This is a genomic window from Campylobacter concisus (genome assembly GCF_002913745.1).
Lineage (GTDB): Bacteria > Campylobacterota > Campylobacteria > Campylobacterales > Campylobacteraceae > Campylobacter_A > Campylobacter_A concisus_R.
The window spans coordinates 1-13,245 of record NZ_PPCG01000034.1; the positions used below are offsets into that span (position 1 = coordinate 1).

Genomic DNA, 13,245 nt, shown 5'->3' on the forward strand with positions numbered 1-13,245 from the left:
CTACATTTACAACATGCAAAATTTAAAACAATATGTAAATGAAATTTTAAAAAATCACCATGATGAGCGTGTATTTAGCTTTGAATTTGATGGGCAAAAATTTTGGTTAAAGCGCATTGAAAAGAGCATTGAAGGCAGCTTTTTAACTAAAATTTTTAAACCAAACCCTTATAGGTCATTTGCGGTCGAGATAAAAAAGCTTGAAATTTTAAACGAAGCAAATGCCCCTGTTCCAAAACTCGTGCTAAAAAGTGATGAATTTTTCGTTATAGAAGATGTTGGTGAGCCAGTTTCTAGACTATTTAAATATAGCACCGATGAAAAATTTAAGCATGAAATTTTACTAAAAGCAGCCCGCGCATTAGCTGGACTTCACGCATTAAATTTCGCGCACGGACGCCCGGCACTTAGAGATATCGCCATAAAAAATGACGAGATAAAATTTCTTGATTTTGAGTCAAAATTTTTTAGCGATGATCTAGAGCTTAGAAAGTGCCGTGATCTGCTAGTTTTCATTCACGAGCTCTACCGACAAAAAATTTCAAACGAGCTTGTAAAGGAGGCGATTGATGAGTACATTAAGGCTAATGGCAGTGAAATTTATGAGCACTCTTTGCGATTAATAGTGAAATTTAAGCCACTTTACTACCTGCTAAGGCCGTTTAGATTTTTAGACAAAAAAGATCTAAATGCTGCTATTTCAACATTTGAGCTACTTTTGCCAGCCGCAAAATCCAAAATCACTTCTAGATAACTTAAAAATAATCTTCTAAATTTTATCTCTGCTTAACAAAAAATAAATTAATATTCGTTATTAAAATTAAAAGGAGATATATGCTTTTCAAGCGTAATAAAATCATTTTCAACATCCATCTAATAATCGGTCTGATCGCGACTATACCGCTACTTATCATGACACTTGCAGCGCCATTTGCCTCTTATAGAGAGGAGATTAAGTCTGCGATAAATGAAAAATATATAAATTTAACGCCTAGCGAAAAGCCAAATTTAAGCTTAAGCGAGATCCTCGCCAAAGCAAAAAGTGAGATCAAATTTGACACGCTTGAAAACGTGCAAATCGGCGGCGAAAACAAAGCTTACAGCATCAGCGTTACTAAAGATAAAAAGCCCTTAAATTTCTTCATCGATCCAAGAAGTGGCGAGGTGATCAGCGAAGACTGGGGTGAGAAAACTCGCATGATAATACTAAGCCTACATAGAAATTTAGGCCTTGCTCTGCTTGATAGCAAGGTCCCAGCCAACATCGGCAAACAAATAGTCGCCATTAGCTCCATCATCATGGCGCTTCTTGCCATCAGCGGCCTCATCCTCTACGCCCCAGCGATCAAGCGAAATTTACTAAATTCGCTAAAGATCAAAACAAACACAAAGGGCTACGCCTGCTTTTACAACCTCCACACAAGCCTTGGCACCTACGTGGCGATCCTGCTTGTCGTGATGTCGCTAACTGGGCTTTACTGGTCTTATGGCTGGGTCAGAAACAGCGTAAATAGCGTATTTTTCGAGCTAAAACCAAGCCAAGCGCAAAGGGCAATGCCTCAAAGAAATTTAATCCCTATAAGCGATGATAAATTTAAAGAGATCGAGACTGCGGAGCAAATTTTTAAAGACAATGTCACGCTAGAGCTAAAATCACTCACAATAAACGTGCCTGAAAACAACCAAAGCACCTACACCATAAACTACGAAACTAGCGAGAGCCAAGTGGGCAAACTAAAGCTTGACGCGAGCGCTGGAAAGATCAAAGAAAATAAGCTTGTTAGCAAGGCTGAGAGCATCCCAGAGGCAAAAAAGGCTGGCCGCAAGGTGCTTAACTTGCACACTGGAGAGATGTTTGGCGAGGTCGGTCAGATCGTCTTTGCCATCTCTTGCGTGATCGCCGTTTTACTAATAATAACTGGCTTTTTGATGACCATAAAAAGGAGCAAAGCCATATAAATAAAAGTAAATTTTTACCTTGCTTTGGGTAAGATTTTAAGAAATTTTTACCACAAACAAGAGAGAAATTTATGAATAGAAAACGCATCTACAACCCAAGTTCAAATGAAAATTTGACCGACAGAAGAGTCTTTAACGGCAACCCACACGGCATTTTAAATTTCACCAAGGCAAAATACGAGTGGGCGTTAAAGCTTTGGGACCTCATGGAGGCAAACACCTGGTTTCCAAAAGAGGTCGATACCACCGACGACGTGCGCGACTACGCCTACAACCTCACAGAGGCTGAAAAACGCATGTACGACCTAGTTTGGAGCCAGCTCATCTCGATGGATAGCTTTCAGACAAACAACCTAGCTGACAACATCAACCCTTACATCACAGCTCCAGAGATCAACGCCGTACTAAGCCGCCAAGCCTACGAAGAGGCGAATCACAGCAAGTCTTACGCTGTCATGGTCGAGGCGATCTGCGACAATACCGACCTCATCTACGAGATGGAGAAACACGACGACGTCTTGCGCGAGAAAAACGACTACATCTCAAGCGTCTATGAAGAGCTTGCAGGCGAAGTGACTGACGAGAAGCTGCTTCTTGCGATGGTTGCGAACCAAATTTTAGAGGGCATCTACTTTTACAGCGGCTTTACAGCGATCTACGCTCTAGCTCGCGCTGGCAAAATGCTAGGCTCAGCGCAGATGATACGCTTCATCCAACGCGACGAGATCACGCACCTGCTTTTGTTTCAAAACATGATAAATTCAGTCCGCAAAGAGAGACCCGACCTTTTCACGCCTGAGACTGAGGCAAAAATTTATGATATGTTTGAAAAAGCTGGAAATTTAGAGATCAAATGGGGAAAATATATCACCCAAAACCAGATAATGGGCTTTACCGACGATATCATCGAGCAGTACATCCACTATCTCATCGACCAGCGCCTAGTTGCGATCGGCCTAAAACGCAAATACAACGTCGCTCACCCGATCAAATGGGTCGATGACTTTGCTAAATTTAACGACCAAAAGTCAAATTTCTTTGAAGCAAAGGTGACAAACTACAGCAAGGGAAGCATCAGCTTTGATGACTTTTAAAAATGGCATCTTAGCCCTTGCCTGTGTGCTTTTTGTGGGGTGTGCGAGTAGTAGTCAAAGGATAATTGATCAAGCAAATAAAAATAATCTCGAAAATTTCTACGCTTACAAGCTTGTCAAGATAAAAGAGACAAGCCAAGCGGAAGTCTATCAAGAGATGCCAAACGGCGAAATTGCACCAAGTTTTGCTCCACTAGGATCAGTGCTAGGAAATGACGTGATGCTTGGCATAAACAAGCAGTGCGGCTTTGAAGCAAAAGACCTAAAAGAGGTAAGAGTAGTTTCACATGATGAGGCTAGAGGTCTAGGCTTTGAGGTCTGGGTTTTTAATGATCCACTCTCGCAGCGCGATGACAAGATCACAGCTATAAGCGTTATTTTAAAAGCTACACCAAACATCGGTGGCACGGATATAAACTGCAAAATTCCAAAAGACTGCCATGATGAAAAACCTGTGACATTTGTATTTGAAAAATAAATGAGCGAAAATTTAAACCTAATAAGCCTAACTTTAAAGGCAAAAAATGCTACCGAGCGGCTAGAAGAGCTTGCAAATTTAGTTGAGACTGCGCCTGAAAACTCTCTCCTGCTTGCAAGCGAGCTTTGCATCAGTGGCTACGACTTTGACGGCTTTTTTGCTGGGGCGAACAAAGCGATGCTTGGTGGTATGATAGGCAGCTTTGATGCGATGCTGCTTGAGCGCTTGCAAGAGGTGCTTAGCCCGGATAAATTTCTTGGTTTTACGCACCTTAGCAGCCTAAACAAAAGCGCAGGGCTCGCTCAAATTTCAAATCTAAATCCGCACCAACCAAAAATTTATAACGAATTTTTACTTCTTAACTCAAACAACGTCTTTCATTCGCAGTTTAAGGCTGAGCTTTTTAGGCCAAATTTAGAGCACGAGATCTTTGCGGCTGGCGAGGTGAGCGATATAAATGCATTTACATTTAAAGGACTAAAGCTTGGCGTGCTTATATGCTTTGAGCTGCGTGATAGCAGGCTTTGGGCAAAACTAAGAGGGTGCGACATCATCATGGTGCCAGCCATGTGGGGCAAGGCTAGAGAGGACGCCTACCTTAGCCTTTGCAAGGCGCTTGCGATCGCAAATAACTGCTACGTCATGATCTCAAGCTCGCTTGATCTTGAGCTCGCTGGGGTCTTTTTGCCAGATGGCACGCTAGAAGCAAGCGCAGTTTTTGACACAAATTTGATAGCGCAGATAAAGAAAAATTTAGGTCTTTTATAAATTTTAAGATAAGCTTTAAATCGTATAATAATGATTTAAAATTTGTTTAGGATATAAATTTTGACCCAATTAGAAGCGATAAAATGCCAAAATTTAGCTAGCGACATAGCCGATGAGATCACGCTAAGTCCGCTTTTGTTTGACGCGATATCAACAACTGAGCGTGAAATTTTCGTGCCTATCCCTGCACATGCTTACAAGCTTGACGCGCAGCCGATACTGGGCAACCAGTGGATCAGCTCGCCACTAACGGTGGCAAAGATGACGATGGCGCTGGAGTGTGAAAACGTGGATAACATCCTAGAAATAGGCTGTGGCAGCGGCTATCAAGCAGCGATACTAAGCAAGCTCGCGCATAGAATTTTTAGCGTCGAGCGTATAGAAAAGCTAGCCATGGAGGCTAAAAAACGCTTTGAGGCGCTAAAGATCAAAAACGTACACGTAAGATATGATGATGGCAACAACGGCTGGCGAAGCTACGCGCCGTTTGATAGGATTTTACTCTCGGCTGCTGCTGATGAGATCTCGACAAATTTATTCGCTCAACTAAAAAATGGCGGCATCTTGGTCGCTCCGATGAAAAGAGATGGCAAGCAGTTTATCGCTAAATTTAGAAAAGACGAGAGTGGGAATTTAGAAAAAGAGTTTTTAGACGAGTGCCTTTTCGTGCCACTTCTTGAGGGCAGAGAGTAGAGGCTTTTTGCCTCTACAACTACCACCTAACCAGCCACTCGCCGCTAGGGTGCTGCGTAAATATAATATCATCAAATTTTGTAGTTTCTTCGCCATCTGCTGTGATAAATGTAACGCTAAAACTAAATGCGTTTTTGGCGATAAATTTCACATTTTCTATACTCAAGATATCGACGTTGTCGCTACAAGTGCTACTAGCCCTTTTTGAATAGCTATCATCTCTTCTTAGCGTAGGTGCCCTTGTGCCACTTTCCATAAATTTATCATTTTTATTAGCCTTATAGCATGCCATATTTGCTAAAAATTCCTGCATCCTAGGTTTTGCGCTATCAAATTTCGCTTGATACTCCTTTGGCACCTTAACGCCCAAAATAGCGCCTGGCACCGTCTGACCAACTAAATTTCTACTTTTTGTTAGCGTTGGCTCGCTTTTTGGTTCGCAAAAGGCAAAGCTACTAAAAACGGCACAGAGCACAATGGCAAAAAGCGATTTGGTTTTCATTTTTCTCCTTTTTATATTAGAGCCATTCTACCCTGCATCACTTAAAGGTTGCTTGAGTTATAAATTTAAAGAATAAATTTGAGTTTTTTTGGAGTGGCAAAGCCTAAGCCTTGCCTTGAATTAGAATTTATAAGTGTAGCCTGTGTAAATTCCCACGCTTGTATCTCTTAGCTGGGCGCCGCTATTTTTCTTATAAAATGTCTTATCAGCTTTTAAACCAAACTCAAGCGCGTTGTGAGCGTCAAATGAGTACTGACCGCCAGCTTTTGCACCAACTAACAAACCTTTGAAATTTTTCTTGCTAGTTTCGTTTTCAAAGCTTTGTCTAACACTTAGATAACCAAGACCAGCATAACCACCAAGCACGGCTTTAAAGTTTTCTGTGATGTTTGGAGTGTAGTCAGCATTTTGGTTTTAAAGATATTTAGTGGTTAAATTTCAAACGACTAGGCAAAATGCTATAAAATTTCTCTTATGAGAAGCTGTGGCGTAACAAGTCCGCGGAACGAATTTTTAGATACGCAAAAGATGATATCTATCATTTCGCCTACTCTAACGTTTCTTGTGAAGTTGAAAAATAGCGCCTCAAGCGTCTTGTTGTCTTTTTGCAAGATTAGTTTTAAGTGGTTTTGATCCCTGCCTATGAGCCTCTCGTTTTTCACGACAGCATTTTCTATCTTAAAGACTGGACGTGGATTTTTCTGTCCATACGGCTCATAAAATTCCAAAATTTCAAGTAGTTCAAAGTCGATCTCGCTTGGCATTATGTCGCCAAGTAGCTCATCTGAGCTTTTGCACTCTTGCATATTTAGGCATGAGCAGCTTTTATTTATAGCATCTTTAAATTTTTCCAAATTTTCAGGCGCAAGAGTTAGCCCTGCTGCACCTTTGTGACCGCCGTAGCTTGTTAGTAGATCTTCGTGGCTTGCGATGAGTGACAAGATGTCAAGCTTGCCAACGCTTCTGGCACTGCCCTTTGCGCGGCCTTTATCGATGCTAAAGACGATAGCCGGCTTTGCAAAGTGCTTTGCCAGGCGGCTGGCTACGATGCCTATCACACCCTCATGCCACTGCTCGCCCCAAGTGATGATGACCTCATCGTCCTCTTTTACGTCCTTTAGCGAGCACTCAAAGAGTTGGCGCTCCTCCTCTTTTCTGGAGTTGTTAAATTCAATGATCGTATCAAGGTAGTTGTAAGCCTCTTCTATGCTCTTTGCACGCAAGAAGTTAAATGAATTCATCGCATCATCCATGCGTCCGGCTGAATTTATAAGAGGCGCTATAAGAAAGCTGATATCATCACACTCAAATTTATCCTTGCCGTAAAACTCTTTTATGACGCAAAATGCCGAGCGCTTCGAGGCATTTAGCTTGCAAATACCCATGCGAACGAGCATCCTGTTCATATCTCTTAGCTCCATCATATCAGCGATTATCGCGATGGCTAAAAGCTCTAAAAACTTACTCATATCGTAGTTTAGCTTGCAAACATCCTTTAGCGCTCCAACCAAATACCAAGCCACTTCAGCACCGCAAATTTCGATATTTGGAAAGTTGCAGTCCTCTTGTTTTGGATTGATGATGGCGTATGCTTCTGGTAAAACGGCTGGTGGCATGTGGTGATCTGTGATGATAAGATCGATGCCTTTTTCTTTGCAGATGCTAGCTGCCTCATTTGCTGAGATGCCGTTATCGACGGTGATTATTAGACTCACATCGCTTGCAAGCTCGTCGATGATCTCAGGATTTAAGCCGTATCCGTCTTTAAAGCGGTTTGGGATCTTTACTAGGTAGTTTTTTACGCCAAGATCATCAAAAAACTCGGCTAAAATCACACTTGAAACCACTCCATCAACGTCATAATCGCCAACAATAGCGATATGTTCGTTTCTCTCGATCGCTTCTTTGATGCGATTAGCGCCTTTGTAGATATCCTTTAGAGCGCTTGGCGTTGGAATTTCACTAAGTTTTTTGTGTATGTCGTTACAAAATCTACGTGCTAGTAAATTCCTAATATCCTCTTTAGTTAACATAGCTTTGGCAAGGACTTTTTGACGCCCTGCCAACTTTTACTAATGCTATTTGCTCACTTAAATTTACGCCCAAACTGCCAAAAATTTGGCAACAAAAATACTTTTTTTTCATCGTAATCTTTCGTCTTTATTTTGAATGCTTTGATTATATCTTTTTGAAATTTAATTTCTTATAATTTTCATTGAAAGTAAGATTTTTAGGGCAAAAAACTTTTGTTAAATTGATACTCTTTATAAATTAGCCATTGTAAATTTGAAGTAAAAAATGAGAGAAATTTTAAGTAAAAATAAGGGGTCATAAGACCCCAAAAATTAAAATTTATATGTGTAGCCTAGGTAAGCGCCAACATCTGTCGATTTAAAATCGAGATTATACGCTGAAGGATACCAAGCTTTATCAGTTTTTAAGCCGAATTCAAGTGCATTATTTTTATCAAAACTATACTCGCCACCTACTTTAGCACCCAATAGCCAACCAACTTTTGTAACATCATACATCTCTATAACAGTACCTCTATTATTATAAGCATTAAAATTTATTGTTGAAAGACCAGTATAAAGGCCAGCAATTAATTTCCAGTCTTCAGTTATAGTTGGTGTATAGTCGCCACCTACTACAAATTTATGATTTGTCCATTTTGCATCCACTATACTGCCATGGCTATCTTTAGCTTTAGCATGGTAGAAGTATCCACCATAAACTCTAGCTATATCAAAGTCATAACCACCCTTTATTCCTATATTTGGTCTATTATCTTTTAAACCACCAGTTAGCTTTGAGTTAAAATCATAGCCACCCTCAACTCCAGCAAATCCACCTTCAGCCAATGCAAATGAGCTAGCAAGTGAAAGTGCTAAAACACCTTTTAAAACACAATTTTTCATATTAATCCCTTCAATAGTAACTATGGTGCAATTCTATGTATCATATACTTTATTTTTACTTAAATACTTTTTGCAAATTTATCATTTTACGTGATTAGCCAAGCTTGCTTTTATAAAGCCTAGTATCACAGGATTTGGTCTAGTTAAGCGGCTAGTAAATTCAGGGTGACACTGCACGCCTACAAACCACGGATGGCCTTTTAGTTCGATCGCCTCTACTAGTCCGTCGCTTTCGCCACTTACTATAAGGCCAGCCTTTTCAAAGACCTCTTTATATTTTGGATTTGCCTCGTAGCGGTGGCGGTGGCGCTCTTTTACGCTCTTTGCGTTGCCATAAATTTCAGCTAAAAGCGTCTTTGGCTTGATGTCACAGTTGTAAGCACCTAGCCTCATAGTGCCGCCAAGTGGGCTTGTGTGCGTTCTTATCTGCTTTTTGCCGTGGGCATCAATGAAGCTATCTATTAGATATATGATAGGATTTTTGCACTCTTTGTTAAATTCCATAGAATTTGCATCTTCTAAGCCCAAAACATCCCTTGCAAACTCGATCATCGCTAGCTGCATACCAAGGCAAATTCCAAGATATGGGATCTTATTTTCACGAGCAAATTTTATGGCCTGCATCTTGCCTAAAACGCCTCTTTCGCCAAAACCGCCAGCTACTAAGATGCCATCTACGTCTTTTAAAAGCTCGCTTACGTTGCTCTCTTCTATCTTTTCGCTATCTATCCAGCGTAAATTTACCCTGGCGTCCAAATTTGCTCCAGCGTGGATGATGCCCTCAGTTAGGCTCTTGTAGCTCTCTTTTAGATCGATATATTTACCTACAAAAGCAATCGTTGTTTCGTTTGTTGGAGCGATGATCCTTTTTACTAGACTATCCCAGTTTGCCATGTCTGGTTTTAGCTCACCAAAGCCTAAATTTTCAGCGATCGGCGTTAATATATCTTGTTTTAAAAATGAAAGTGGAATTTGATAGATGCTTGCGCTGTCTAAGCTTTCTATGACGCAGTTTTTCTCCACACCACAGCTTGCTGCGATCTTATCTTTTAGCTCGCGGTTTAGCGGCATTTCAGACCTGCAGATGATGATATCTGGGCTTATACCTATGCGTCTTAGCTCGCCTACGCTGTGCTGGGTTGGCTTTGTCTTTAGCTCGCCAGCTACTTTGATAAATGGCACGAGTGTTAGGTGGATATTTAGCGCTCTTTTTTTGCCAACTTCTACTCTTAGCGCTCTTATCGCCTCTAAAAATGGTAGTCCCTCGATGTCGCCAACGGTTCCGCCGATCTCAACGATGAGTACATCTTTGCCCTCGCCTGCTTTTTTGATACGATCAACTATCTCGCCAACGATGTGAGGGATCACTTGTATAGTCTTTCCAAGATAGTCACCACGGCGCTCTTTTTCGATAACTGAGCTATAAACTCTACCTGTTGTGAAGTTATTGTCCTGACTTAGGCTCTCATCTAAAAATCTCTCGTAGTGACCAAGGTCAAGATCAGTCTCAGCGCCATCGTCTGTGACGAAGACTTCGCCGTGTTCTAGCGGGCTCATCGTGCCTGGATCTACGTTGATATATGGGTCAGCTTTTAAAACGCTCACCTTTAAGCCAGAATTTTTAAGTAATGTCGCGATAGACGCAGCTGCGATGCCTTTTCCAAGTGAGCTTAAAACGCCACCTGTGATAAAAATGTACTTCGTCTCTTTTGCCATCAAATTTTCCTTAACTTTAGTTATTTTTTAATCTGCCGATTATACCCCTTAAATATTTAGTAAGGCATTAATCTTGCAATTTTTAAAAATTATTCTTTAAGTTTTTTTGTTATAGACTTCAACATCATGATTAAAAACTGCTTAAAAAACATCGCCTCTTTATATATAGACGGCTTTAAAAATATGAAAATAGGCAAGAAACTATGGCTTCTCATAGCGATAAAGCTTATCATTATGTTTGGGATATTAAAGGTCTTCATCTTTGATGAAACTCTTAATACCAAATTTCAAACCGACGAAGAAAAAAGCGAATTTGTAATTCGTAATTTAATAAAGGAATAAAATGTCTGAGATGGATTTTGTTGATTGGTCTAGGGCTCAGTTTGCGCTGACTGCCATTTACCACTTTTTGTTTGTCCCGCTTACGTTGGGGCTAAGTTTTATTATCGCCATTATGGAGACGATATATGTCAAAACTGGCGATAAAGTCTGGCTTGAGATAACGAAATTTTGGCTAAAGCTCTTTGGTATAAATTTCGCTATCGGTGTGGCAACTGGCATCATTATGGAGTTTGAGTTTGGTACAAACTGGGCGAATTATAGCTGGTTTGTAGGCGATATATTTGGCGCTCCACTTGCGATTGAAGGCTTGCTAGCATTTTTCATGGAGAGTACATTTTTTGCCATTATGTTTTTTGGCTGGGATAAAGTTAGCAAGAAATTTCACCTATTTTCAACTTGGCTTGTCGCGATCGGTTCAAATTTAAGCGCACTTTGGATCTTGATCGCAAATGGCTGGATGCAGTATCCAATAGGCATGAAATTTAACCCAGATACCGCTAGAATGGAGATGCAAAATTTCTTCGAAGTCGCACTAAATCCACTTGGCATAACTAAATTTTTACACACAGTAACTAGCGGCTACACTATCTCGGCTCTTTTTGTGATAGGAATTTCAGCTTGGTTTTTGATCCAAAAACGCCACATCTTACTAGCTAAAAAAAGCATCGTCGTTGCTAGTGCATTTGGCCTTATCACATCGGCATTTTTACTACTTAGCGGCGATGAAAGCGCATATCTTGCAGCTCAAAAGCAGCCTATGAAGCTTGCTGCAATGGAGGGACTTTATAATGGCGAGAAAAACGCTGGTCTAGTTGCCGCTGGTATTTTAAACCTAGCTAAAGAGCTTGGCGACGAGAGCGAGCCATTTTTGCTTGAGATAAAGGTGCCTTACGCACTTGGCATTATGGCAAACAGAGAGCTTGACTCATTTACACCAGGTATAAATGACCTACTTTATGGCAATAGCGAGCACAATCTAATAAGCGTAGAAGAGAAGATGGCAAAAGGCAAAGTAGCTATCGAAGCTCTCAAAAACTACAAAGAAGCCAAAAAAGCAAATGACGAGAGCCTAATGAAAACTTCTCTTTCAAATTTAGAAAGTAACCTAAATTTCTTAGGATATGGCTATCTTAAAGACGCAAAAGAGGCTGTGCCACCAGTTGCGCTTACATTTTATAGCTTCCATATCATGGTCGCTCTTGGCACTTACTTCATAGCTCTTTTTGCTATTACGCTCTATCTAAATCTCTCAAGAAAATATAAATTTGAAAACATAAGAGCGTTTTTGTGGATCTGCCTCTTTACCATACCGCTTGGCTACATCGCAGCTGAGGCTGGCTGGATAGTAGCAGAGGTCGGTCGTCAGCCATGGGTGATACAAGATCTCATGACCGTTGGCGTTGGAGCTACAAATTTATCTGACTCAAATATCAAAATTTCATTTATATTATTTGCTGTTTTATTTACGGTCTTGCTGATAGCCGAGATCAAAATCATGCTTAAGCAAATAAAGATAGGATTTAACGACCATGCATAGTTTAAGCTTAGAAAATTTACAAATTTATTGGTGGTTTATAGTTAGCCTTCTTGGCGGACTTTTAGTCTTTATGATGTTTGTTCAAGGCGGCCAGTCGCTCATCTTTAGCCTTGGCAAAGACGAGCTTAAAAAAGATATGCTCATAAATTCTATCGGTAGAAAATGGGAACTTACATTTACGACGCTTGTTATGTTTGGTGGTGCGTGCTTTGCAGCGTTCCCACTATTTTACGCTACTAGTTTTGGCGGCGCTTACTGGGTTTGGCTGGCTATTTTGTTTTGCTTTATCATCCAAGCTGTAAGCTACGAGTACCGCAAAAAGCCTGATAACTTCTTAGGCGCTAGAACTTATGAAATTTTCCTTTTCATAAATGGCTCACTTGGCGTTATACTTATTGGCATGGCAGTTAGTACATTCTTTAGCGGTAGTGACTTTGTGTTAAATGAGCACAACTTTGTCGAGTGGAAGACTCCATTTCGCGGTCTTGAAGCACTAGCAAATCCTTACTTGTATTTGCTTGGCATAGCGATGTTTTTCTTATCTCGCGTAGGTGGCTGCTTATATCTTATAAACAACATCGCTGATGGCGAGTTTATACAAAACGCTAGAAAACAGCTGCTTATCAACACCGTGCTATTCTTGCCATTTTTCTTAGGATTTCTTGCGTGGATACTTACAAAAGATGGCTTTGCATACGACGCAAACGGCGTAGTTAGCCTTGTGCCTTACAAATACGCTATAAATTTGATCGAGATGCCTATCGTTGGCATATTGCTTCTTGTTGGCGTTGTTTTGGTACTTGTTGGAATTTTCCAAGGGGCATTTACAAAAAGTATCCGTGGAATTTTTGCTTACGGCGTTGGCGTAACACTAGCTGTGACTGCGCTATTTTTGATAACAGGCCTAAATGGCACAGCATTTTATCCATCATTTAGCGACCTTGCTAGCTCGTTAACTATCAAAAATGCAAGCTCTAGCCACTATACACTTGGAGTTATGGCATATGTTAGCTTGCTAGTACCAGTAGTGCTTACTTATATCATCGTCGTCTGGCGAGCGATAGATAGCAAGAAGATCACGCAAGATGAGATCAAAAACGATCATCACGCATACTAAGGATAAAAGATGTTAGAAGCAGGAATTTTTTTGATACTTTGGCCAGTGACATTGTTTGCTAGCTATAAATTTGTTCTTTTTTCTCTTAAGAAATTTGACGCAAATAACTAAAATTTAGGGG

At 40.6% G+C, this 13,245-nt stretch carries 14 protein-coding genes; 9 read left to right on the forward strand and 5 right to left on the reverse strand.

Features of this window, described 5'->3' with window-relative positions; genetic code table 11:
- The 6 genes from CYO90_RS04635 to CYO90_RS04660 all read left to right on the forward strand — a co-directional run.
- A partial coding sequence (locus tag CYO90_RS04635; protein WP_258030656.1) for a hypothetical protein occupies positions 1-754 on the forward strand: 754 nt, incomplete at its 5' end.
- A gap of 80 nt (positions 755-834) precedes the next feature.
- Positions 835-1,959, forward strand: a complete 1,125-nt coding sequence (locus CYO90_RS04640) for a PepSY-associated TM helix domain-containing protein (RefSeq protein WP_103578635.1) — start codon at positions 835-837, stop codon at positions 1,957-1,959.
- A gap of 71 nt (positions 1,960-2,030) precedes the next feature.
- Positions 2,031-3,053 (forward strand): ribonucleotide-diphosphate reductase subunit beta, encoded by a 1,023-nt coding sequence (locus tag CYO90_RS04645; RefSeq protein WP_009494790.1) that lies wholly within the window; start codon positions 2,031-2,033, stop codon positions 3,051-3,053.
- Entirely contained in the window at positions 3,040-3,531 is a 492-nt protein-coding gene (locus CYO90_RS04650; protein ID WP_181000211.1) for a hypothetical protein, read from the forward strand. The genes CYO90_RS04645 and CYO90_RS04650 overlap by 14 nt, the downstream gene beginning before the upstream one ends.
- A complete protein-coding gene (locus tag CYO90_RS04655; protein WP_103578637.1) occupies positions 3,532-4,299 on the forward strand; it encodes a carbon-nitrogen hydrolase family protein in 768 nt (255 codons plus the stop codon).
- A 60-nt stretch (positions 4,300-4,359) separates the two neighbouring features.
- Positions 4,360-4,992: a protein-L-isoaspartate(D-aspartate) O-methyltransferase gene (locus tag CYO90_RS04660; RefSeq protein ID WP_103578638.1), complete on the forward strand. Its 633-nt coding sequence runs from the start codon at positions 4,360-4,362 to the stop codon at positions 4,990-4,992.
- Between the two features lie 19 nt (positions 4,993-5,011).
- Here the strand turns inward: CYO90_RS04660 and CYO90_RS04665 are convergent, their stop codons facing one another.
- The 5 genes from CYO90_RS04665 to CYO90_RS04685 all read right to left on the reverse strand — a co-directional run bounded on the left by CYO90_RS04665 (position 5,012) and on the right by CYO90_RS04685 (position 10,128).
- Positions 5,012-5,494, reverse strand: coding sequence for a hypothetical protein (locus CYO90_RS04665; RefSeq protein ID WP_103578639.1), 483 nt, complete (start codon positions 5,492-5,494; stop codon positions 5,012-5,014).
- A 120-nt stretch (positions 5,495-5,614) separates the two neighbouring features.
- Positions 5,615-5,860 (reverse strand): hypothetical protein, encoded by a 246-nt coding sequence (locus CYO90_RS04670; RefSeq protein ID WP_002940613.1) that lies wholly within the window; start codon positions 5,858-5,860, stop codon positions 5,615-5,617.
- A gap of 92 nt (positions 5,861-5,952) precedes the next feature.
- The gene (gene recJ, locus CYO90_RS04675; RefSeq protein WP_103578640.1) at positions 5,953-7,527 is read right to left on the reverse strand and encodes a single-stranded-DNA-specific exonuclease RecJ; all 1,575 of its coding nucleotides are present in this window, start codon (positions 7,525-7,527) and stop codon (positions 5,953-5,955) included.
- A gap of 312 nt (positions 7,528-7,839) precedes the next feature.
- The gene (locus CYO90_RS04680; protein ID WP_103578641.1) at positions 7,840-8,412 is read right to left on the reverse strand and encodes a hypothetical protein; all 573 of its coding nucleotides are present in this window, start codon (positions 8,410-8,412) and stop codon (positions 7,840-7,842) included.
- Positions 8,413-8,493: 81 nt separating this feature from the next.
- Positions 8,494-10,128: a CTP synthase gene (locus tag CYO90_RS04685; RefSeq protein ID WP_103578642.1), complete on the reverse strand. Its 1,635-nt coding sequence runs from the start codon at positions 10,126-10,128 to the stop codon at positions 8,494-8,496.
- A gap of 126 nt (positions 10,129-10,254) precedes the next feature.
- Between CYO90_RS04685 and CYO90_RS04690 the strand changes: the two genes are divergently transcribed.
- Genes CYO90_RS04690 through CYO90_RS04700 form a run of 3 tightly spaced genes read left to right on the forward strand, consistent with a single transcriptional unit; the run spans position 10,255 to position 13,124 of the window.
- On the forward strand, positions 10,255-10,470 hold the full coding sequence (locus CYO90_RS04690) for a DUF4492 domain-containing protein (RefSeq protein WP_009295224.1): 216 nt from the start codon (positions 10,255-10,257) through the stop codon (positions 10,468-10,470).
- 1 nt (position 10,471) lies between these two features.
- The gene (locus tag CYO90_RS04695) at positions 10,472-12,007 is read left to right on the forward strand and encodes a cytochrome ubiquinol oxidase subunit I (protein ID WP_103578643.1); all 1,536 of its coding nucleotides are present in this window, start codon (positions 10,472-10,474) and stop codon (positions 12,005-12,007) included.
- Positions 12,000-13,124, forward strand: coding sequence for a cytochrome d ubiquinol oxidase subunit II (locus CYO90_RS04700; RefSeq protein ID WP_103578644.1), 1,125 nt, complete (start codon positions 12,000-12,002; stop codon positions 13,122-13,124). The genes CYO90_RS04695 and CYO90_RS04700 overlap by 8 nt, the downstream gene beginning before the upstream one ends.
- Positions 13,125-13,245 lie beyond the last annotated feature (121 nt).